Raw genomic sequence first — 20,481 nt, 5'->3', positions numbered from 1 at the left:
CCGATGAAGCTTTCGAAACTACCCGATCGAACCCCGGTCAAACTCAGCACGACGCTATCGCCGAACCTCGCAGCGCGGCTTCGCGAATACGCCGATTTCTACGCGGAGACCTACGGTACACGGGAGGAGGTGGCCGATCTCGTGCCGTTCATGCTGGAGGCGTTTCTAGATGGCGATGCGGATTTCCGGCGAGTCCGCCGGGCAAACGGCGTGAGGGACTCGTCCGATGCTGCTCCTCGGAATCCTGAGGACCGGCGCACCCGCAAAGGGCAGGACCAGGGTGAGCAGAGTCCTCACCAAAGGTAAGCGAGAAATTCGGCGCCGGCGCCAGTGATGAATGCGCAAACCAACTATCGTTTTGTTGGGGAGGAGAGGGCAGAGCCCGAGGTACCCGTCATTTATATTAGGGGCCCTTCGAGTAGTTGGCCATCCTATCAATGGCCTCCCTCACAAGGTCGACCGAACGCTGAAGACGCTGGAGTAGGGCTCTTAGATCAGCAGCGCTAGCCTCCTCCATGCGGAGGTTTTCGAAGTTCAGCGCATTTCGTACTAGAATGTCGATAGGTGCGGCTCCGTGCACGGCGGATTCAACGGAATTCGAGTAAGATACTGCGACTGCAACCTGGCCATCCACCGTGATGGTCAACGCTACCGACCCACGCAAATTCACAATCTTTTCAATAATTTCAGCAGTTACAATTGTTGATGTAATAGCAGTGCCGTCTGGACCCATGCGGTATCCAATTCGGTAGCCAGCGGCACCATTGAAATCACGCGTCCTATCGATAGGCTCGACAAAGGGTTCGAGTGCTACGGGTGGGGACTTCAAGGCAAGCCTCAATTGATGGTAATACGTCCAAGCTGACGATGGGAAAACCAGTCGGCACAAGCGCATGATAGCTCTTTTTATGACTCATAGTCTATGGGCTAACGTCGCGCGGTCTTCTGCTCTACCTGCATGGATCTGCGGGACCGAGTCGGATTGAATGTTCAGGAATTGCGCCGAGCCAAGAAGCTCAGCCAAGAGGAGCTGGCTTATCGGGCAAAGATTCATCAGACCTATTTGAGTGGAGTGGAAGGCGGCAAACGCAATCCATCGTTATTGGTCCTTGACCGAATAGCGAAAGCGCTCGGAACTGATGTCGAGGATTTGGTTCGTCGCAGACGTCGAGCGAGGGCCGATTAACCGTATGTATTTAGCAGGCTTGCCAGTTGAGCGGCGCTGCCTCTGGAAGTTTCGTTTATTATCCAACGACCCCAAGGAGCTATGATTGGAGTAGCGACTAGTGCGAACCACTTCGCGCCGATCTGGGTTCATTGTTTGACATGTTAAAAACCCACAATGCGCAGGTGGGGTCGTTGATAAACGGCCAAACTCAGGCAGTCGTACGTGTTGCAAAACGTTTCAAACAGAAACACGTGCTGGTCGTCGTTCTTGTCGGTTAGCAGCGCCTCTCCTGAACCCAGCGGACCAGCTCGCTGGTGTCCGCAGTAGGACGATATCGCCCGATGTATTTCCGCAGGAATTATGCTGCGAAATTTATCTGCGAATGCAGGCGACTCTATCAAATAGCGAAACGGCCGCATGGCATCAAAATTTGCAGGAGGACGCCGCGGGTGCGGCCCGATCATTCCAATCATCGGCAACTGCGTATGAGCCCCTTCGATGTAGCGCCAGAAAGTCGTCGTGTACGTGTTGCCGAAGTCGGACTTCAGCGATCGAACAGCATCGAGGCTGGGCAATGTGTCATTGGCTGCTTGAACGAAACGGGCCTGCAGAAACAACAGTTGTCCGGCCGTATAATTAGCTTCCGCCTCGACTTGTGCATGACAGCCAGGTGTGAGCGATTGTTCATGATCGCCGAGCATCAGATCAGCATGCCAAGGCAGGAGACTATGTCCGATTTCATGTGCCTCGTTCCAACGCTGCTTTGCATCGGGTTGTGATTGATCGAGAAGAATTCGTTTGCGATCCGGCAGATAGAGCGCGCGCAGGTCGAACTTGCGGACGGCATCCAACAATAACGTTGGCCGCTGAAGAATCTGCACACCGGCTACCGTGAGCTTGCTCACCGTCTCTCTGAGAAATCCGTCGCTGCGCGATGAATAGTAAGCTCGATCTATGCGCAGTAGTTCGCGAACATCTTGAAGCTGAAGCGGGGGCTCGGGATTTCCAAGTCCTCGCAGCACTTTGGCGACTTGTGCGTCGATGTCTTCAACGGTTGGCCGACTGAGCAGGATGTTTTGCACGATATCGTCGCTATTGTTTAGCCAAGAAAGCGACGAACTCTTCCAGCGCACGTTGCTCTTCCTGAGAGAGACTTTGCACCGACTCTCCTGACCGCGCGGCGAAACGAAGAGCGTGTTCTTGAACGCCGGTGTCTCGCGCCGTTGAATTTCCCGAGAGTTGCATTAGCGCCTTGTTTGGTAGATTGAAGGTCAAGGCGATCTGATACACCGTCCTTGGCTCCGGTCGGAAATGAGCGTCGCGTTCGATGTTCATTACTTCGGAGACTTCTATCTTTGCGGTTTCGGCCAACTTCTCCATGCTAAGGCCGCGCTTGCGGCGCATGTATTCTACTAGTGAGCCGAAGGCTATTCGCGTCGGAGTGACTGGTTCGGCGGCATCGGCTGGAGATGGATCCCGGGCTAGGATACCAGCGGCGATCTCTAGATCACCTTCATTTCTGGCCTTGCCGTCGAACCATTCCCTCGTAATGGCGAGTTTCATGGCTGTCCTAACTCGAGAACGCCGTCGATTGCTCCGACGTCATCTCGAAATATCTGAGGTTTTCTTTGGTTCCGTCCAGGCCGAGATCGCTCATTCCGCAAACGTCTGCGTAGAATGACTCGGATTGCGGTAACGAATGTAGGCCAATGCGGCCATGAAATCCTTCGTCGCGACTGACTTCAATCGCCGCCCGTACCATAACCACGCCGACGCCGCCAAATCTTGGCTGACCAACGACCGTAACGCGGTTCCACGGCGCCGTCTCAACGTAGTCGACATAGGCGAGGTGCTTGCCGGCTTGTGCCGGCAAACGACAGAGATTTTTGGCCGTGTTGATCTGCATGAGGCCCTGAACTTTGCCTTCGCAAGTCAGCGCGAAGGTCCGGAATGCAAGCAGACCGCTGATGTGATCCATTTTTGTGCGCCAATTCCAATGCCAGCTCTGTGGCCAGGCTTGGCGCGGCTCGCCTCCGTCGACGAGCTGCTTTATCCGGTTAACGAGAACGGGCATCCACTCCGTCTCCACACAACGGAGATGGGACTCGTCGATAGTTTCAACGAGCTCGGCCGCAACCGTCTGACCGGTGCGCCTATCCTTTAGCAGGACCGAGTGGGTCACGGATTCACAGCACCATAAGTTCGGCTTTTTCCTTGGTGGCGTCATCCTCAAAGAAGAGCTTGCCGCCTTGTCCCAGTCGAACATCTACCAACTGGTAAAGCTTCAACGCCTGGCGAAGAACGGCTGTTTTGCTCAGATCCTTCTTGCCCGACAGCTGCTCAAGAGCAGTCATTTCGGCGTCGGTTAGATTCAGGGTCATTGTTTTCTTCATGGGGTACTCTCCTCGATGGGCGCCATAAGTTAATGGTTTTACTGTAAAAAATAAACTAGAAACATGCATGAAACAGCCATCAAGCAGCTAAATATTGAGGATAGCTATTGACTAGCTAAAATATAGCTAGTATTTATGTATCCGACAGAGCGGGCGATGGCGCCTCCTCTAGCGGAGAACTTAGATGAGCGATCACGCAAATCTGGCCGGCCCAGATGCTGCCCAACGCCAGTATGAAACGGCCATCAACGACACGTTGCACTCATTTCGCGATCCCGTCGTAACTGGCGAGCAAATACTCGAGACCGCGAAGCTCTTTCCGACCGACGAATACCTCATCTTTCTAAAGCTGCAGGACGGTCAGCTCGACGAGATCCGTCTCGACGAAACGGTCGATCTTCGAACGGAAGGGATCGAGCGCTTCATTACCTTCAAGAGCGACCGCTCCTTCCGCTTTACCCTGGACGGCCGGCGTTTCGAATGGGGGCTTCCCTTTATCACGGGCCTGCAGCTCAAGCGATTGGCCGGGGTTGATCCGAAGACGTATGGTGTATGGCTGGCGCAGCGTGTCGGAGACGATCGCCTGATCGGTAACACTGAACAGGTCGATTTGCGAGCCGAAGGTGTCGAGCGATTCTTCACTGGCATTGACACCACGACCGAGGGGGCGGGACCCGCAGTGCTCCCGCCTGACGACCGAGAATATTTAGAAAACTGCGGCATTGTTTTCGAAGAGCGAAACGAAGGCGGCGTCAAGGCGCTTGTGCTGAAGGGACGTAGTCTGCCCAGCGGTCGCTTCGACTCTGGCGTGGTGGACATTCTGATCGTACTGCCACCAGCATATCCCGACTGCGCGCCGGACATGTTTTATCTCACGCCTTGGGTGCGTCTGGTGACGAGCAAGCGCTACCCCCAGGCCGCTGACCAACCCTACGCGTTTGCCGGCAGGAGCTGGCAGCGCTGGTCAAGGCACAACACGGCTTGGCGGCCCGGCGTCGACGGCATCTGGACGATGCTGCGGCGAATCGAACGCGCTTTGGAGATTGCGGCATGACCAGCGCGGACCTGAGCTTCCAGGAGAAGCATTTGCGGCTGCTGGAAGCCGAACTGATCCGCCCAGACGGGGCGGAACATGCAGCATATGTGATCTTTGGAGTAACTCGGATCCACCGCGACCCCTTCACTACCGGACCGCGCATTCGTGTCTCTGTGAAAGACATACTCCCAGTGGAATTAGACGAGATCATCTCGTCCGATCATCAGCACATTTCTTGGCGAACCGATCGTTTTGTTTCCCTGTTGGCGCAAGCCGAGCGCGAAGGATTCCAAGTAGGTATCGCGCATTCGCACCCTCAAGGCCCAAAGCATTTTTCTCCGCAAGATGACCGCAACGAGGCCGAACTCTCTCGGCTGGCACAGAACCGCAACGGCGAAAAGGCAATTATGCCGAGCCTCTTGTTCTGCGGCGATGGAACAGTCTTGGGTCGTATTTGGACAACTCCGAACGAAGCGATCCCGTTAGCAACCATTCGTACTGTTAGTTCGAATTGGCGCTTCATCCATCGGAAGGAAATCTCCGAAGACGATGAACCAGCGTTTGCGCGCCAGAGCTTGGCACTCGGAGCTGCATTCAACCGGACCGTGAGGGAATTGCGAATTGGGGTTGTCGGTGCCGGTGGAACTGGCAGTCCGCTCATCCAACAACTCGGGCGCATGGGAGCAGGCTGCCTCGCAATTTTTGACCCAGATATTGTTGAAACCTCAAATCTCAACCGGCTTTATGGAGCGACGTATGAAGACGCCGCGGTGGGCCGCAAGAAAGTCGAAGTCGCTAAGCGCGAAATCGAGCGCATGGGACTTGGAACCCAGGTCGTTACGTTTGAGTCCTGGATCGGCGCGGAGGAATGCCGTGACGCGCTAAGATCGCTAGATCTAATTTTTGGCTGCACAGACGATCATGAGGGCAGGGGACTTCTCAACCGATTGGCGTATTATTACCTGATCCCTGTCATCGACGTAGGTCTTGCATTGCGGGTTTCCGAGCGTCACGGCGAAACGCTGCTCGAAGCTGATGGCCGCGTAACTGTATTGGAGCCAGGCGCATCTTGCTTGATTTGTCGGCGCGTTGTGAATCCAGCAATCGCTGCGGAAGAAGCGCTGAAGCGGACCGATCCCCCAGAATACCATCGTCGAAAGGCTGAAGCCTACGTTCGAGGAGAGCGAAATCCCGCTCCGGCGGTCGTATCCTTCACGACCTCGGTCGCGACGATGGCCGTCGAAGAGATGATCCAACGCTTGCAACAATTTCGCGGTACGACTGGCAACGTTGCCAATCGAGTGCGTAAGTTCACACACTTGGAGGACTTCCGACCTGGAGCCTCACCGGAGCGGTGCCGCGTGTGCGCCAATTTTCGAATTCACGGAGCGGGCGACGTTGAACCATTTTTGGGAAGGGTCGGCTAATGCTTGGAGCATTGTTAGCGAAGGCGCTTAGCTGGTCGCGGCTTCTTGCGAAGCCTGACTTTCTGATCTGTCGGGCGACGGAAATGCCACCTCGTGAAATCCTTGAGGCCGGCGTGCTCGTCGTCGTCGGTCCCAAGCGAAATCCAAAATGGGCGACTTTCCTTTGCCCATCAGGCTGCGGAATGCCGCTTCTACTATCGCTTAGCCAAACACGACGCCCAAGGTGGTCTGTCGCATCAGACTGGCTGGGTAGGCCATCACTCAGCCCGTCCGTTCGGCGAACTGATGGTTGTCGCTGCCATTTTTGGCTTCGCCGCGGATCGGTGGACTGGTGCGCAGACACTGGCAGGTGAGTACGCCGACGCCAAGTGAGGGAGCATGGGTTTCGGTAGACAACTCGAAACAGCCATTTCGTTCAAAAGCCCGTTGAGCCACACTATCGACGATTCGGCGGGATGGAGCGAACATATGTTTTCGGCGATACCGTCCGAGAATGCGAAGCGTCTTGAGCTATTTCGGCTTGCGCTCATTTTGGTCAATCGGGGCAACCAAGAAATTCCGGCTCCCCTGTCGACTCACTTTAATTGTGTTCTGCAACAAGCGAGGCTGCTACTCGAGGATCCAAGGACGATCTCGCCCGAAGTCATCCCGCAAGCTGTTCAATTGGCGAATGACTTTCGCTCGATTGCCGGCCTCAAAGACGCGTTAGAAGGTATCGAGCGTATCGGTGATGTTAGTCCCGACATCGCAGATAAAGTGCTCCGTAGCCTGGAGCCTAACATTGCACCCGCGGACTGACCTTGGGCTCTTACTCGAAAGTCTAGAGCAACTTTCGACGACGCCCTATTTCAATAGAGCGATCGAAGCACATACGCGCGCTCTTGTGGACGTTATCCGGCACGTCCTAACAGCCTCACCCCGATATGACGACGAGATCGTGCGCAACTTCTCTGAAAAGGTATGGGTCACTCACCGCTACTTGCAGGGGTCCACCACCAAGGAATTGCCTTACGAAATCGAATATTGCATGAGGTTTGCGATTGCGGATTGGCTTACTGATGAGTGTCTGGTCACGACAACTCTGACTGAGGAGAAGGACTTTCATCTCAATCCAGGCGATCCGTGGGAGTTTGTTGGCACCGCGATAACTCGCTATGACCGGCCACTTCCAAGAGGGCGTCTAATTTTAATCGGTGTACCACGACTTTACAAGCACATGCCGCTATTTTGCAGTGCCTTATACCATGAGCTCGGACATTTTCTGGATTTGAATCGTAACGTGACCGACACGACGATGCTGCTCAAATCCGTTCCTGAGAATCTCCAGGAGATAGTCTCAACGCACCGGCGCGAGCACTTTGCGGATCTGTTTGCAGCTTGTTATGTCGGGTCCGGAATTGTCGACAGCCTGAACGCTGTAAATCCATTGGGAAAACGGACATTCACCCATCCGCCGACAGTTGAGCGAATAGAGGTTATCCGCGCGTTCCTTGCAGGCGAAGAGTTCGACGAGCTCACAATGTTTCAAGACGCTCTCACGCGACTGGGGCTTCCGAGGCTTGAGCGTCGTTTCAGCATTCCGGATATCGAGGCTTCCTTTGACGATATTCGCCCTCATGTGCTGTCTGGCAAAGAAGAGCTGCACGGTATGATGTCCTCTGGGTGGTCATACATGGCAAAGGCGCTACGCGGCGACGGACCGTCGTGGACTAAGAGCGCGAAGCCGTTGGAGATAATCCGGATTGTCAACGATCTGACCGAAAAATCGATCCGTAACGCATCGATACGGCAACGCTGGTCGAGTGTAATAAAGTGATCAAGCAAGAAATTCTCGATCGGTTGGGAAAGACCGGGCCGACGGGCCTTTGGATCGAACCCCTACTTGATGATTCCCAGATCGGTGAGGTCACGATTGACCTGCGTCTAGGTTATGATTTCCTGGTGTCTATCGTGACACGTCGGCCCTACATCGGAGTTGCGCGTCAGGATGCCGGATTCCGCTCTGTGTCCTCATACTTTCAACCGACGAGACGTGAACTCGGCGAGCGGTTCATCCTCTATCCGGATCAAGTGGTACTGACAACGACGTTGGAGTATGTGGCCCTTCCATCCGACGCTTATGCGGACGTGCTTTCGCGCAGCAGCTACACACGCCTGGGCATTGCGGTGAATACGATGATACAGCCGGGCTTTCGAGGATGTTTTCCGGTCGAGTTATTCAATCATGGCAATAACCCTGTGGAACTCGTCGTCGGTGCTAAGATGTTTCAGATGCGTCTGACAAAACTCGCCAGTACCACAAACTACGGCGGAACAGAGAGAAAATATTTCGGAAACGTCCGTCCAACTCCGTCGCGTGCGGCCGACGACGCGGACCTGCAACGACTCTCACGGCTGAGTCCAGACCAATAAGGTACGGTTGATCATCGTTCGCCTATCGGTTATCGGCCCAAAAGCGGACCGTCTTGCCGAGTAATTGCGTAAGAAGCCGCCGACCGGTCTCAACCCGGTCTGGCGGCTTTGCTATTTCGGCGCTTGGGCATATCCTTAACTTTTGTGGGGATAATCTGCCCGCATTGGCTCTATTTGGTCCGTAGCGTGAAGATTTTGGTATCGCCGGGGTCCTTGCCACCTGCAAGAAACACATCGTCTGTGTTGAGGTGGGCACCACTGCCGACTTCCTCTTTCGGTCCGCGCTTGTAGCTGAATAGCGCATCCCGCGCGTAGATCTGGTTATGGCAATTGCTGATCAACAGGCTGTTGATGCCAGCGACCGTATCCTTGTCCTCCTGGACGATGTTTTCTTCGCCATCGAAACGGCCGCGCAGCGCGAGCTTTGGCGAGAGTGAGAAGAGTACTTCCGTGCCAGGCATGCCAAATCCCGGAGAAAGGAAGCCGCGGTCCTTACCGTCGCACCATCGTAAACAGATAGGATGATCGCTCGTGACGAAACCACCTGAATCGTCGATCGCCACGACGATTTGCCATTTCCGCTGTTCGTACCGCTGTACCAGAGTGTCGTGAAATTTGGCCTCAATATAAATGTTGAAGTTCTCGGTACGCTCACGCGACCTTTGAATTGCCAGTCTGCGCCAGTTGCTGGAGGTCTCGCCCGGCACCACAAATGTCTCGCCATGGGCTCCCCCCAGCGGCGACATGGGCACGGCTCGTGGCATAGCGTTCAAACTCAATATCCATTTCCAGCCGCTCCGCCCCGAAGCGTCGAATCGACGCCAGCTCGAGGAGGCTGCGTCGCAAACTGGCGACGGACGCCTTTTCCGCCCTTATCGTTTTCTTGGGTGGTATCAATTCTCGGCGAGCCAACGTCGAAAGTGCTCATCTTGCCTTTTCGAGCAGGTCGATCCGGGCCTGCACTGAGGCAATCTTCGCTAAAGCTCAAGCTTCCCTAACCGCCTCCAGTAATTTTCCGAAGGCATAACCCTGTTTGGATGTGCGTCGGAAATGCGGCGGCTCTGGGCTTTTCCACCACTAGCGCCGCCCCATGGTTTCTTTAGGCTTTTCTCTTGTGCGACTTTTAGCTACCTCACATATCAACCAGAAATTGTTTTCGAGGGAACGATGCCGACGAAACTAACGGGCCGCGACGGGGTCTCAGTCACCATTCCAGATGGCGGACACGGTTTACAAGGCTCAGACGGGCACATGGTCGCTATTCCACGTGGCGGACACGGCTTACAGGGTAGGGACGGCCGCATGGCTGCGGTTCCCGCAGGCGGGCATGGTTTGCAAGGTCGAGACGGCCGTATGATCGCGATCCCAAAGGGCGGGCATGGGTTGCAGGGCAAAGATGGTCGCATGGCCGCGATCCCAGCTGGTGGTCACGGTTTGCAAGGTCGGGATGGCCGCATGGTTGCAATACCCGCAGGTTGTCATGGTCTCCAAGGGCCTGACGGACGAATGGTGGCAATTCATCCTGGCAAGCATGGTGTCGCAGATGCGCGAGGTAGAATGCGGAACAAGTAGAGTTGCACAAATGCGCTCCTCTGAATTCGAGAATTTTGAATAGCTGGCCGAGCCATTGGTCTCCCAATGGTTGGCCTGCTCAAAAATCAGAGGCAAAATGTTGTTGTTGCGCAAGTCAAAAAAAATGCAAAGGGTAGACACTCGATTTCACCAGAGCTTCGACCGTTGCGAAAGTCTGTTGCGCAGACTGTAGTCGAATGCTGGCGCCGATCGGCTAGGCTGTTTGTGCGACGACCGGCGGTTCAGGTGGCGGTTGGCGCAACGCATCGCTAGCGTCCTTTTTCGCCTGATCAAACGGCCGGCCGAGCAGGATCGGCCTTTCGGCCTTGATCGCTTTGCCCGCGGCGAGGAATTCGAAGCGTCCCAGGTTTGGAATCGAGCGCACATGCTGGGAACTATAAACGCTTTCAAGGAACGTCAGGCTGGTCTGGTCGATGAGGCTGTGCGTGAGGAAGGTATTGCACTGAGAAAGGATCGTCTTGCTCACCAAGGCCGTTCGTTGGCTGATTACAAGTAGGCCCACGCCATACTTGCGGCCCTGCAACGCGATTTGACCAATACGGCTGACGACCCATTGGGTATCGCCATCGAAGCCCGAGCTGAACGTCTCGGGGATGATGGTGTGCGCCTCCTCCAGAACGATCAGCACCTTGCGCGCTTGGCGATGTTTCCGCGCCCAGGCCATAATAGTCGATAGATACTGTTCCGTGATCCGCAGCGTCGCCTTGGTGTTGGAAATTTCGGTCAACTCAAGGATCGCGAGCTTCTCCGCGCCCTCCAGGAAGGCTTTTATTTGCGTTTCGACACCAACCTTGATGTTCGCCAGGCAACCCTTCAAGGCTGCCTTTTCCGCGCCAGCACCATATGCCCCTGTCTCCGCCGCGAATAATTTTTGGTCCAGATCATCTATTTGGGCGGCCGTAGGGGCCGGGAAAATCGGGTTCAAATCTTTCAGGCGTGCTTTGTACTCGCCGGTGAAATCGACGCAAAACACCTTAAAATCATTTCTGACCGCCTCCCGCACAATATCGAGCGCCAGTTCCGTTTTGCCAGTGCCAGTCACGCCGAGAACGGCGGTATGAAACTGCACCAAGTCGTCAATATGCGCGGTGACGCCAATATTGGTCGACGGCACCGATCCGACAACGAACTCGCCCGGCTTGAGCACGGCGGCCGGAAAAACCCGAGCCTTCGCCCAGAACACCGGCGCGTTCATTGTTGATAGCCAGCCGTATTTCGTGAAGCCGTTTTCGGGTGAATAGCAGCCCAGTTGCACCGCGTTGACGATGTGGGTGCCGCGGGGATTTTGGTCGAAACTTTCTTCCGCAGTCTGTGCGTCTAGAATTTGGTAGAAAACGTCTGTGCCATTGAGCCGCACGAAGACGACTTGCCCTTCGCCCAGCTGCGAGGCCGCGGACACCTCGAATCGCAATATTCCAATATTGGAATTTTCAACCGTGAAACCGACCAGTTCGGAGCCAGGCGTGCCACTCAAATTCTCAATGAACTCGGCCGCCTTTTCCGGCGAATGTGACTGGATCACTTCGCCTTCCGACAGGCTGATCTTATCCTGCAACTGGGCGACGCAGAGACCCGTACCCATCACTTCGAGGCCTTGGACCTGGCTGAACAGCGCCAGCACGAAATGCTGATCGCCGTTCGACATCGCAGCGGTATGAAGCGTGCCCGGCTTCCAGGAGGAGTGCCGCGCGAGCCTGACCCTGACGATATCGGGATCGTCGATGCGTTCGATCGATCCGATCGTGGGAGACGAAATTACCCGCGCTTTTTCGACCTGCCAATGTTTCCAGGCGGACAGCAAGCGTTCCGCCGGTCTGCCGATCACGAACATCGTCCATAGGATGATTAACCAGGTGACCGTCGTCAGACTGCCTTGGTACGCGCCGATGATGCTGATCAGGGCCGGTGGGGTGTAGAGCAATTCCCCCTGACCGAAGGTATCCGTGACGCGGAAAAAGAAGCGCCCGGTAGGCGAACGCTTGCTTTTATCATGGATGAAGAGAGAGACGACAGCACTCACCATGATTACGGCGCAATAGGTCACCGCCACCCATCGCACCGCTTCGAGGTGAGGTTTTAGACCGCCGACAGCGCCGAGGTCGGCGGTCACCAGGATAGCCATGGCGCCGAGTGCGTTCGCTAGCGCGTCTTTGGGTGGCACGAACCAGGGGGCCGAAAGAAGTGCCAAGAACCACAGCGCGAGACCGCTCAGGAACCAAACACTTTCGAGTCCGCCCGTGGGCAGCAGATTGCCCGAGGCGAAGTATAAGCTAGCGTAGAAGACCACAATATTGGCGCACAACGCCTTGGTCCGATCGGCTAAGGTCGTCTGCAATCTGTTATCAGCCACTTACGAATCCCTGGTTGCGTCCCATCATATCACACAACCAGCATCGCAAGTCCCATGACCTATTTCATGGCCGCGCCATAGGATAAGCTTGCGCAGCCGCGCTCACGGAATTGAAAGGTGACCAATGGCCAAGCGCGCGTACGCGATGGAGTTTTTTAAGCGTCCCGAGACGTTTGAAGGCACCTGTCCGGTCTGCAACATGCTGTACGTGAAAGAAGAGTCGGACGATCGCATCATGCACGAGGCATATCATCGTGAGATCGTCGATGTCTTTGAGCCAAAACCGAGCGTTACACTTGCGAAACTTTTCATTCGCCATGGTCAGCTCGTTCCGGTTCGCTCCGACAGTCCGCGGCCCATCCGGCGACGCCTGGCGCGCATTTCACGCGTCTTCAAAAAGGAGTTCGGCGCAGGCTTCACGATGTATGAAGAAGCCGAAGACACTGGCGATGGCTACTTGATCGTGGGATCCGACGGCCGCGCCGTCGGCGGCTTCGTGGTGCGATGGATGGAATACGAGAATGAGCCCGCGCGATGGGTCTTATGTTGGGTCTGGATCGCGCCAAGCCATCGCCGACGTGGACTCATGCAAACGGCGTGGCTGATGGTCCACGACAAATATCCGAACATCGAGCCGGACCCGCCATTTTCCAAAGGGGCGGCTCTGTTCTTCGCTAACCGGGAGGATGTACCCGACGACATTCGAAAATACGCGCAGAGTCAACTGGCCGCCGACAACTTCTGATAAATAGCACTGCCAGTGATAGCGACTAGCCGGCCTTGCCGGAAAGCCGCGATGTCGTTGAGCAGCCGGATCGGAGGGTTCGGTTTCTCCACCCAATTGCCTGTGACGGCGGTTATCAAAATGGAGCTGTTTGGTGCTGGTCTCACCTGCGGAAGTGTTTCTGACCTTGGTCAAACTTTCCCACTTAAGATCATCACGCGAACAAAACGGCAATCAATTCTGTGGCGGCAACTGAGGCGGTATCAAATCATCAACCTTCAGAAACGTACTAAGGTTCTGCGATCATTGGTGGGCCCGGCAGGACTCGAACCTGCAACCAGACCGTTATGAGCGGCCGGCTCTAACCATTGAGCTACAGGCCCCGCCGCGGCGGCCGGGAGAAGCGGCCGGCAACGGTGCCGCCATCGTTTACAGGCATGACAGCGATACGGCAATGCCGGGTTGGCGGCCAAGAACAGGCTTTCATCAGGCCCCGCGCTTGCCTACAACCTCCGTTGCATCATTCGTCACCGAACGCTTGAGGCTAGAAATGAAACTCGCTGGGATCGTCTGGGCCGGCCTGCTCCTGTTCGCTGGCGCCGCCGCGGCGCAGGAGGGAGGCAAGACCATTACCAAATCCACGATCAGCTTGGGTACCGCGACGCCGGGCGGCGGCTTTCCGGTCTATGGCAATGCCTTCGCGGAAGTCATGAATGCGGCCGATCCCGCGCTATCGATCGAGCCGCGCAACACCAAGGGTTCCAACGAAAACATCCCGCTCCTGGAATCCGATCAACTCGACATCGCGCTGGTGGCCGGCGAGCCGGCCTATGAGGCCTTCATGGGCATCGGGCGGGCGGCAACAAAACTGAAAATCCTCACCGCGATGTATTCCAGTCCCGGCATGTTCGTGGTGCGGGCGGACAGTCCCTACAAGACGATCAGGGATCTGGTCGGCCAGCCGGTTGCCTTCGGCGCCAAGGGCTCCGGCCTGCCGATCCTGTCGCGCTACATCCTCGATGGCATCGGGCTGAAGCAGGACGAGGATTTCAAATCGATCTATCTCGATCGCGCGGGCGACGGCCCCGCCATGGTACAGGACGGCCGTGCCGCCGCGTTATGGGGCGCGGGCATCGGCTGGCCGGGTTTTGCCGCGATGGCGCAGGCGCCGGGCGGCGCACGGTTCATCGCGCCCGACGCCAGCGAGATCGCACGCGTCCGCGCCAAGCACACTTTTCTCAAGCCGCTGACGGTCCCCGCCAACAGCTATCCCAACCAGCCGGCGGCCATCGATTCCATCGGCTCATGGAGTTTTGTGCTGGCGCGCGAGAGCCTGCCTGATGATGTCGCTTACCGGCTGGCGCGCACGCTGCACGGAGCGGAGGGCGCGCTTTGCAAGAAGCTGCCGCAGGCCTGCGAGACCACGGCCGCGAACACGGTCGCGGCGGCGCCGAATGCAGCGCTGATTCATCCCGGCGTGATGAAATATTTTAGGGAGGCGGGGGTGGTGAAGTGACCGTTGCCTTGGCTCGCGTTTCAGCGCGAGGCAAGGCAACGGTCATCCCGGGGCGCGAGCCAAGCGAGCGAACCCGGGATCTCGAAATTCTCAGGTGCGCAATTGCGCACCATAGCTCGCTTGCGCGCCCCGGAATGACTGCTACGCAGTCACTTCTTCGCCATCGCGCACGCCGGATCGGGCGGGCCGAACGCCTCATCGCCGGGAATCTTGGTGAGGATCTGATAGTAGTCCCACGGATATTTCGATTCCTCCGGCTTCTTGACCTGCACGAGCCACAGGTCATGCACCATCAGATTGTCCTCGCGCAGTTTGCCGTTGCGGGAGAAGAAATCCTCGACCGGCTTTTCGCGCATCTTCGTCGCCACTTTCAGCGGCTCGTCGGTGCCGGCCTCCTTGATGGCGTTGAGATAGTGCATAACCGAGGAATAGACGCCGGCCTGCCACATCGTCGGCATCCGGTTCATCTTGGCGAAATAGCGTTTTGACCATTCACGCGTCTTGTCGTCCATGTCCCAGTAGAACGAGGTCGTCAGCAACAGGCCCTGGGCTGCCGGCAATCCCAGCGAATGGATGTCGGTGATCAGCGCGAGCAATGCCGCCATCTGCTGGCCGCCCTTCAATACACCGAACTCGGCGGCGGTCTTGATCTCGTTCATGTTGTTCGGCGGACCGGCGGCGATGCCGATGATCTTGGCCTTGGACGCCTGCGCCTGCAGCACGAAGGACGACAGGTCCGGGGTCGCGAGCGGTGGGCGCACGGAACCCAGCACCTTGCCGCCATTGGCGGTGACGACGCTGGAAGCGTCGCGTTCCAACGAGTGGCCGAACGCATAGTCGTCGGTGATGAAGAACCAGCTATCGCCGCCGCGCTTCACCACCGCCTGCGCGGTGCCTGCGGCGAGCGAACGGGTGTCGATCACCCACTGCATCGCGTAGGGCGTACAGAATTTGCCGTGGAAATCCGCGGCCAGGGTCGAATGCGTGATGAACAGCTTCTTCTTGTCATTGGCAATGTTCTGCACTGCAAGGCCGACCGCGGAGACCGGAACGTCGACGATCAGGTCGACCTGATCGACGTCATACCAGCGCCGCGCAATCGCGCCGCCGATATCCGGCTTGAGCTGGTGGTCGCCGACGATGATGCCGATCGGCTTGCCCAGCACCTTGCCGCCGAAATCGTCGATCGCCATTTGCGCTGATGTGACCGAGCCCTGGCCGGTCGGCGTCGCCGCCGGTCCGTTCATGTCGGTGAGGACGCCGATCTTGACCACATCGTCTGAAACTTGCGCGAGCGCGGCGGTCGACGCCAGCAGCGCGGCCGCAAGTATTCCCAGCCTGGATAGGTTCCTGGCGAACATCCTGTCTTCTCCTCCCTGGAATCGGCGCGTTGGCCGCTGGTTTTGGCAGGCGGTTTGATCCGCCAATTGGTCTCATTTGCAACTATTTTCGGGCGGCGTCAACGTGGTTCCGTGGAGGGGTCCCGACGATAGGCTGCCCCCGGTTCTGTTTATTTCCAGCCCGATTCAGGGCATAGCCGGACCATGACCTCGCCGCAGCGCCTGCCGACCTCACTTACGCCGCTCGACACGGCGCTCGACGCCCTGCTGCAGGGCGTGGAACCGGTCGCGCCGGTGGAATTATCGCTCAAGGAAGCACTGCGCTGCATTGCCGCCGAAATGCCGCCGCTCCAGGCCCGTCCGTCACGCGACATCGCCGCCGTCGACGGTTACGCCTTCCGCGCGCGCGATCTCGTCGGCGCATCCTCCTATTCGCCGTTGCCGTTATCGGCGCCGCCGGTCTGGGTCGAGGCCGGCGAGGCCATCCCGGAGGCCTGCGACTGCGTGCTCGATTCCGATTCCGTCGATTTGTCCGGGCCGATGCCGCAGGTGCTGGCGGAAGCGATTCCGGGGCAGGGCGTGCGCCGGGCCGGCGGCGATATTGCGGCCGGCAGTCTCGTCGTGGAGGCCGGGCGGCGCGTGCTGCCGCGCGATCTCCTGCTGGCACGCACTGCCGGAATAGAGCGATTGAACGTCCGGCGTCCGCGCCTGCGCATCGTCAATGTCCCCGGTGGCGGCGTGGCGGCGAATCTGATCGCAGAGAGCGCGCAAGCGACAGGTGCCGAAACCGTCTGCTTCACCGCTGCGGGCCGCGATGCCGGATCGATTGCGGCGGCACTCGATGACGGCGCGTGCGATCTGCTCCTGATCGTCGGCGGTTCCGGCGTCGGCCGCACCGATGCGGCGGTGACGGCATTGGCTGCGCGTGGCAAAATTCTTAGCCATGGCATTGCCCTGCAACCCGGCCGCACTTCGGCCGTCGGGCGCCTCGGCAAGACGCCCGTCGTGGTGCTGCCGGGCGCACCGGATCAGGCCCTCGCGGCATGGTGGACGCTGGCGCTTCCCGTACTCGATCGCCTCGCGGGCCGGCGCCAGCGCAAAACAGTCAATTTGCCGCTGGCGCGCAAGATTGCATCCAGCGTCGGCATCGCCGAGATCGTGTTGCTGGAGCGGAAGCAGGATATGTGGGCCACGCTGGCGGTGGGCGAATTGTCGCTCAACGCGATCGCGCGTGCCGAAGCCTGGCTCGTGGTATCAGGCGGCTCGGAAGGCTTTGCGGCAGGCAGCCCGGTCGATGCCTATATGTTGCGGGAGTGATATGAGTTCGGGAATGACCAATACGCCTTCGCCAAGAGACCGCGACAATAGCGAGCAGGACCAGTTCCTGACGATCCTGTCGCGCGAGGATGCGCTGGCACGTTTCGAGGCCGCCTTGTTCCCGCGTGCGGTGACGGCAGAGAAGCGCCCGCTCGCCGACGCGCTCGGCTGTGCGCTTGCCGAGGATGTCGTGGCGCCGATCGACGTGCCGCCGTTCGACCGCTCCAATGTCGATGGTTTTGCGGTGCGTTCGGCCGATCTTGCTTCCGCCGGTGAGGCTTTACCGGTGCGCGTGATGCTGAACGACGAGGTGATCGCCTGCGGTATCGCGCCGACGCGGCCGGTATTGTCGGGGACGGCCACGCCGATCGCGACCGGCGGTCCGGTGCCGCGCGGGGCAGACGCCGTCGTGATGGTGGAGCATACGCAGCCATCAGGACCTCGCGCGATCGAAATCCGCCGCGCCGCTTCCCCAGGGCAATTCGTGTCCCATGCCGGCTCCGATATCGCCCGTGGCGAGGCGCTGCTGCGTGCCGGCACCATCATCGGCTCGCGCGAGATCGGCATGCTGGCCGCCTGCGGCATCGCGGACGTCACCGTCGCGCGGCCTCCGCGCGTCGCCGTCATCTCCACCGGCGACGAACTCATGCAGCCCGGCCCGCCGTTGCGCCCGGCCGCGATCTACGACACCAACGGCGCCATCGTCACCGCGGCGATCTCCGAGAACGGCGGCGAGGCGGCGTTTCTGGGCGCAATTCCCGACGACGAGGAAGCACTCGAATCTGCCATGCGCCGGGCGCTCGAGACCAGCGACATGCTGGTGCTGTCGGGCGGCTCGTCCAAGGGCGCGGGCGACGTATCCCATCGTATCATCGGCCGGCTCGGCCAACCCGGCATCATCGCGCATGGCGTTGCGCTGAAGCCCGGCAAGCCGCTGTGCCTTGCGGTATGCGACGGCAAGCCCGTGATCATCCTGCCGGGATTTCCGACCTCGGCGATGTTCACCTTCCACGACATGATCGTGCCGGTGCTGCGGCGGATGGCCGGCCTGCCGCCGCGTTCGGACGCCAAGGTGGCCGCACGCGTGCCGGTGCGGATCGCCTCCGAACTCGGCCGCACCGAATTCGTCATGGTGTCGCTGGTCGAAGGGGCGGACGGGTTGATCGCGTACCCGACAGGCAAAGGCTCCGGCGCCATCACATCATTCGCGCAGTCCGACGGCTTTCTGCGCATCGATGCGCTGGCCGACCAGATGCCCGCGGGCATCGAGGCCGAGGTGACGCTGTTCACGCCGCATGTGCGGGTGCCAGATTTGGTCATCGTCGGCAGCCATTGCACCGGGCTCGATCTCGTCACCGCGCCGCTGGCGCATGCGGGATTTGTCGTGCGCTCGATCGCCGTCGGCAGTCTCGGCGGGCTCTCCGCCGCCAAGCGCGGCGAATGCGATTTTGCGCCGATCCATTTGTTCGACGAGAAGACCGAGACCTACAACACGCCCTATCTCAGCGACGGGCTCGAACTGGTGCCGGGCTGGCGGCGCATGCAGGGCATCGTATTCCGCAAGGGCGACCGGCGTTTCGAGGGACTGTCGGCCGAAGACGCAGTTCGCGCCGCACTCGCTGATCCCGCCTGCATCATGGTCAATCGCAACCAGGGCGCGGGCACGCGCATCCTGATCGACCGGCTGCTCGGCGGCGCGCGCCCGGACGGCTACTGGAATCAGCCGCGCTCGCACAATGCGGTGGCGGCCGCGGTCGCGCAGCATCGCGCCGACTGGGGCATGACCATTGCGCCGGTCGCGCATGCGTCAAACCTGGGTTTCATTCCTTTTGCCGAAGAGCATTATGATTTTGCGCTGGTGAAGGCGCGCAAGCAGCGGCCGGCGGTGCAGGCTTTTCTCGATGCGCTGGCGTCGGGGCAGGGCCGCGCCGCCCTGGAGCAGGCGGGGTTTCGGCCGGCCTGATGCGCGACATGTGAGAAGCCGTCATTAGAAACGGCTCGAGCAGGGACTGGGAATGGCAAGACCGCTATCGATTGCGATCATCGGCGCCGGCATGGGTGGGCTCGCGGCCGCCGCGGCGGGTCGGCATCGAAATCACCGTCTACGAACAGGCGACGCAGTTCGCGCGGCTGGGCGCCGGCATCCAGATCGGCTGCAACGCCATGAAGGTGCTGCGCGGGCTGGGGCTGGAGGCACGACTGCGCGGCCAGTCGTTCTATCCGCGCTCCTGGAACAACCGCGACTGGCGCACCGGCGAAGTCAAATTCGATATGATCTTCGGCGAGAGCGCCGAACAGAGGTTTGGTGCACCCTATCTGCTGGCGCATCGCGGCGATCTTCATGCGGCGCTCGCCAGCGCCGTTCCAGATCAATGCGTCAAGCTCAATCACAAACTGGTCGGGCTGGAGGAAAGCGGCGAGGGCGTCCGGCTGACATTCGCCAACGGTGCAAGCGCCGTCGCCGACGCCGTGATCGGCGCCGACGGCGTTCACTCGGTCGTACGAGATATTTTGTTCGGCATCTCGCCGGTAAAATTCACCGGGCGGATCGCCTACCGCACCACCTATCCCGCCGCGCTGCTCGATGGTGCAAAAATCGATGACTGCACCAAATGGTGGGGCGAGGATCGCCACATCGTCATCTATTACGTCAAGCCGGACCGCAGCGAGATCTACCTCGTCACCAGCCAGCCGGAGCCGGATTTCCGGATCGAGTCGTGGTCGGCGAAGGGCGACGTCAGGGAATTGCGCAAGGCGTTCGCCGGCTTCGACCGCCAGGTCGAGCAGGTACTGGCCGCGTGCCCCGACGTACACAAATGGGCGATTGTCGATCGTAACTCGCTGGAGCGCTGGACGGATCGAAACGTGACGCTGCTTGGCGATGCCTGCCATCCGATGACGCCCTACATGGCGCAGGGCGCGGCGATGGCGATCGAGGACGCCGCGGTGCTGTCGCGCTGTCTCGACGGCGTTGAGCCGGATGGAATTGCGAATGCGTTTCGCCGCTTCGAGGCGACGCGCAAGGCGCGGACGGCGCGCATCCAGGAGACTTCGCGCGCCAATATCTGGCTCAGCGGAAAGACCGATACCGACTGGGTCTATGGCTACGACGCCTGGACCGTGCCGCTTGCGGCGTAAGGTCTCCTAACCCTGAATGCGCAGCAGCTCGCTGATGATCCGTGGCTTCATCCAGCCGACGTTGTAA

General features: G+C 58.9%; 21 protein-coding genes and 1 tRNA gene. 13 read left to right on the top strand and 9 right to left on the bottom strand.

Annotated features, from left to right (window positions below):
* Positions 1-3 precede the first annotated feature (3 nt).
* On the top strand, positions 4-306 hold the full coding sequence (locus C7G61_RS24050; protein WP_108519182.1) for a DUF2274 domain-containing protein: 303 nt from the start codon (positions 4-6) through the stop codon (positions 304-306).
* Between the two features lie 652 nt (positions 307-958).
* Positions 959-1,186: a helix-turn-helix domain-containing protein gene (locus C7G61_RS24040; protein ID WP_108519123.1), complete on the top strand. Its 228-nt coding sequence runs from the start codon at positions 959-961 to the stop codon at positions 1,184-1,186.
* Between the two features lie 143 nt (positions 1,187-1,329).
* Here the strand turns inward: C7G61_RS24040 and C7G61_RS24035 are convergent, their stop codons facing one another.
* The 4 genes from C7G61_RS24035 to C7G61_RS24020 form a co-directional block, all read right to left on the bottom strand.
* Positions 1,330-2,301, bottom strand: a complete 972-nt coding sequence (locus tag C7G61_RS24035) for an ImmA/IrrE family metallo-endopeptidase (protein ID WP_244608443.1) — start codon at positions 2,299-2,301, stop codon at positions 1,330-1,332.
* A complete protein-coding gene (locus C7G61_RS24030; protein ID WP_108519119.1) occupies positions 2,261-2,731 on the bottom strand; it encodes a helix-turn-helix domain-containing protein in 471 nt (156 codons plus the stop codon). The genes C7G61_RS24035 and C7G61_RS24030 overlap by 41 nt, the downstream gene beginning before the upstream one ends.
* 7 nt (positions 2,732-2,738) lie before the next feature.
* Positions 2,739-3,242 (bottom strand): GNAT family N-acetyltransferase, encoded by a 504-nt coding sequence (locus C7G61_RS24025; protein ID WP_244608442.1) that lies wholly within the window; start codon positions 3,240-3,242, stop codon positions 2,739-2,741.
* Between the two features lie 112 nt (positions 3,243-3,354).
* Positions 3,355-3,561, bottom strand: coding sequence for a transcriptional regulator (locus C7G61_RS24020; protein ID WP_108519115.1), 207 nt, complete (start codon positions 3,559-3,561; stop codon positions 3,355-3,357).
* 184 nt (positions 3,562-3,745) lie between these two features.
* On the opposite strand from C7G61_RS24020, the gene C7G61_RS24015 reads away from it, so the two are divergent.
* The 6 genes from C7G61_RS24015 to dcd all read left to right on the top strand — a co-directional run bounded on the left by C7G61_RS24015 (position 3,746) and on the right by dcd (position 8,436).
* Positions 3,746-4,615 (top strand): multiubiquitin domain-containing protein, encoded by an 870-nt coding sequence (locus C7G61_RS24015; RefSeq protein ID WP_108519113.1) that lies wholly within the window; start codon positions 3,746-3,748, stop codon positions 4,613-4,615.
* The gene (locus C7G61_RS24010; RefSeq protein WP_108519111.1) at positions 4,612-6,024 is read left to right on the top strand and encodes a ThiF family adenylyltransferase; all 1,413 of its coding nucleotides are present in this window, start codon (positions 4,612-4,614) and stop codon (positions 6,022-6,024) included. Before C7G61_RS24015 ends, C7G61_RS24010 begins: the two co-directional genes overlap by 4 nt.
* Entirely contained in the window at positions 6,024-6,377 is a 354-nt protein-coding gene (locus tag C7G61_RS47505; RefSeq protein ID WP_108519109.1) for a ubiquitination-like system serine protease family protein, read from the top strand. Before C7G61_RS24010 ends, C7G61_RS47505 begins: the two co-directional genes overlap by 1 nt.
* A gap of 25 nt (positions 6,378-6,402) precedes the next feature.
* A complete protein-coding gene (locus C7G61_RS24000; protein WP_108519106.1) occupies positions 6,403-6,822 on the top strand; it encodes a hypothetical protein in 420 nt (139 codons plus the stop codon).
* Between the two features lie 139 nt (positions 6,823-6,961).
* Entirely contained in the window at positions 6,962-7,840 is an 879-nt protein-coding gene (locus C7G61_RS23995; protein WP_145963678.1) for a M48 family metalloprotease, read from the top strand.
* Positions 7,837-8,436 (top strand): dCTP deaminase, encoded by a 600-nt coding sequence (gene dcd / locus C7G61_RS23990; protein ID WP_108519102.1) that lies wholly within the window; start codon positions 7,837-7,839, stop codon positions 8,434-8,436. The genes C7G61_RS23995 and dcd overlap by 4 nt, the downstream gene beginning before the upstream one ends.
* 170 nt (positions 8,437-8,606) lie before the next feature.
* Here the strand turns inward: dcd and C7G61_RS23985 are convergent, their stop codons facing one another.
* From C7G61_RS23985 to C7G61_RS23975, 3 genes are all read right to left on the bottom strand, one after another.
* A complete protein-coding gene (locus C7G61_RS23985) occupies positions 8,607-9,182 on the bottom strand; it encodes a DUF4238 domain-containing protein (RefSeq protein WP_190241943.1) in 576 nt (191 codons plus the stop codon).
* Between the two features lie 535 nt (positions 9,183-9,717).
* Complete coding sequence (locus tag C7G61_RS44025; protein WP_145963676.1) at positions 9,718-10,149, bottom strand: hypothetical protein; 432 nt, start codon at positions 10,147-10,149, stop codon at positions 9,718-9,720.
* Between the two features lie 73 nt (positions 10,150-10,222).
* Complete coding sequence (locus C7G61_RS23975) at positions 10,223-12,379, bottom strand: ATP-binding protein (RefSeq protein WP_145963675.1); 2,157 nt, start codon at positions 12,377-12,379, stop codon at positions 10,223-10,225.
* 124 nt (positions 12,380-12,503) lie between these two features.
* Here C7G61_RS23975 and C7G61_RS23970 point away from each other — a divergent pair, with 124 nt between their 5' ends.
* Positions 12,504-13,124 (top strand): ESCO family N-acetyltransferase, encoded by a 621-nt coding sequence (locus C7G61_RS23970; protein ID WP_108519093.1) that lies wholly within the window; start codon positions 12,504-12,506, stop codon positions 13,122-13,124.
* A gap of 286 nt (positions 13,125-13,410) precedes the next feature.
* Here the strand turns inward: C7G61_RS23970 and C7G61_RS23965 are convergent.
* Positions 13,411-13,486 (bottom strand) — tRNA-Ile (locus C7G61_RS23965).
* A gap of 167 nt (positions 13,487-13,653) precedes the next feature.
* On the opposite strand from C7G61_RS23965, the gene C7G61_RS23960 reads away from it, so the two are divergent.
* Positions 13,654-14,619 (top strand): TAXI family TRAP transporter solute-binding subunit, encoded by a 966-nt coding sequence (locus tag C7G61_RS23960; RefSeq protein WP_190241942.1) that lies wholly within the window; start codon positions 13,654-13,656, stop codon positions 14,617-14,619.
* Between the two features lie 149 nt (positions 14,620-14,768).
* Here C7G61_RS23960 and C7G61_RS23955 read toward each other — a convergent pair whose 3' ends face one another.
* Positions 14,769-15,980: an ABC transporter substrate-binding protein gene (locus tag C7G61_RS23955; RefSeq protein WP_108519088.1), complete on the bottom strand. Its 1,212-nt coding sequence runs from the start codon at positions 15,978-15,980 to the stop codon at positions 14,769-14,771.
* 183 nt (positions 15,981-16,163) lie between these two features.
* Here C7G61_RS23955 and C7G61_RS23950 point away from each other — a divergent pair, with 183 nt between their 5' ends.
* The 3 genes from C7G61_RS23950 to C7G61_RS23940 all read left to right on the top strand — a co-directional run bounded on the left by C7G61_RS23950 (position 16,164) and on the right by C7G61_RS23940 (position 20,414).
* Complete coding sequence (locus tag C7G61_RS23950) at positions 16,164-17,276, top strand: molybdopterin-binding protein (protein WP_108519086.1); 1,113 nt, start codon at positions 16,164-16,166, stop codon at positions 17,274-17,276.
* 1 nt (position 17,277) lies between these two features.
* Positions 17,278-19,239 (top strand): molybdopterin biosynthesis protein, encoded by a 1,962-nt coding sequence (locus C7G61_RS23945; RefSeq protein WP_108519084.1) that lies wholly within the window; start codon positions 17,278-17,280, stop codon positions 19,237-19,239.
* A gap of 71 nt (positions 19,240-19,310) precedes the next feature.
* Positions 19,311-20,414 carry an FAD-dependent monooxygenase gene (locus tag C7G61_RS23940; RefSeq protein ID WP_244608441.1) on the top strand — a complete coding sequence of 368 codons (1,104 nt, stop codon included), beginning with the start codon at positions 19,311-19,313 and terminating at the stop codon, positions 20,412-20,414.
* The last annotated feature ends 67 nt before the right edge of the window (positions 20,415-20,481 follow it).

This window comes from Bradyrhizobium algeriense (genome assembly GCF_003062295.1).
In the GTDB taxonomy this organism is placed as follows: domain Bacteria; phylum Pseudomonadota; class Alphaproteobacteria; order Rhizobiales; family Xanthobacteraceae; genus Bradyrhizobium; species Bradyrhizobium algeriense.
This window is presented reverse-complemented; position numbering and strand designations above follow the sequence as displayed.

What these genes read in the sequence shown, in the direction of transcription:
- C7G61_RS23955 (WP_108519088.1), bottom strand. Translation starts at nt 15,980, where the DNA reads ATGTTCGCCAGGAACCTATCCAGGCTGGGAATACTTGCGGCCGCGCTG.
- C7G61_RS23960 (WP_190241942.1), top strand. Translation starts at nt 13,654, where the DNA reads ATGAAACTCGCTGGGATCGTCTGGGCCGGCCTGCTCCTGTTCGCTGGC.
- C7G61_RS23950 (WP_108519086.1), top strand. Translation starts at nt 16,164, where the DNA reads ATGACCTCGCCGCAGCGCCTGCCGACCTCACTTACGCCGCTCGACACG.
- C7G61_RS24015 (WP_108519113.1), top strand. Translation starts at nt 3,746, where the DNA reads ATGAGCGATCACGCAAATCTGGCCGGCCCAGATGCTGCCCAACGCCAG.
- C7G61_RS24030 (WP_108519119.1), bottom strand. Translation starts at nt 2,731, where the DNA reads ATGAAACTCGCCATTACGAGGGAATGGTTCGACGGCAAGGCCAGAAAT.
- C7G61_RS24025 (WP_244608442.1), bottom strand. Translation starts at nt 3,242, where the DNA reads ATGCCCGTTCTCGTTAACCGGATAAAGCAGCTCGTCGACGGAGGCGAG.
- C7G61_RS24020 (WP_108519115.1), bottom strand. Translation starts at nt 3,561, where the DNA reads ATGAAGAAAACAATGACCCTGAATCTAACCGACGCCGAAATGACTGCT.
- C7G61_RS24040 (WP_108519123.1), top strand. Translation starts at nt 959, where the DNA reads ATGGATCTGCGGGACCGAGTCGGATTGAATGTTCAGGAATTGCGCCGA.
- C7G61_RS23985 (WP_190241943.1), bottom strand. Translation starts at nt 9,182, where the DNA reads ATGTCGCCGCTGGGGGGAGCCCATGGCGAGACATTTGTGGTGCCGGGC.
- C7G61_RS24010 (WP_108519111.1), top strand. Translation starts at nt 4,612, where the DNA reads ATGACCAGCGCGGACCTGAGCTTCCAGGAGAAGCATTTGCGGCTGCTG.
- C7G61_RS23945 (WP_108519084.1), top strand. Translation starts at nt 17,278, where the DNA reads ATGAGTTCGGGAATGACCAATACGCCTTCGCCAAGAGACCGCGACAAT.
- C7G61_RS24050 (WP_108519182.1), top strand. Translation starts at nt 4, where the DNA reads ATGAAGCTTTCGAAACTACCCGATCGAACCCCGGTCAAACTCAGCACG.
- C7G61_RS23970 (WP_108519093.1), top strand. Translation starts at nt 12,504, where the DNA reads ATGGCCAAGCGCGCGTACGCGATGGAGTTTTTTAAGCGTCCCGAGACG.
- C7G61_RS24000 (WP_108519106.1), top strand. Translation starts at nt 6,403, where the DNA reads ATGGGTTTCGGTAGACAACTCGAAACAGCCATTTCGTTCAAAAGCCCG.
- C7G61_RS47505 (WP_108519109.1), top strand. Translation starts at nt 6,024, where the DNA reads ATGCTTGGAGCATTGTTAGCGAAGGCGCTTAGCTGGTCGCGGCTTCTT.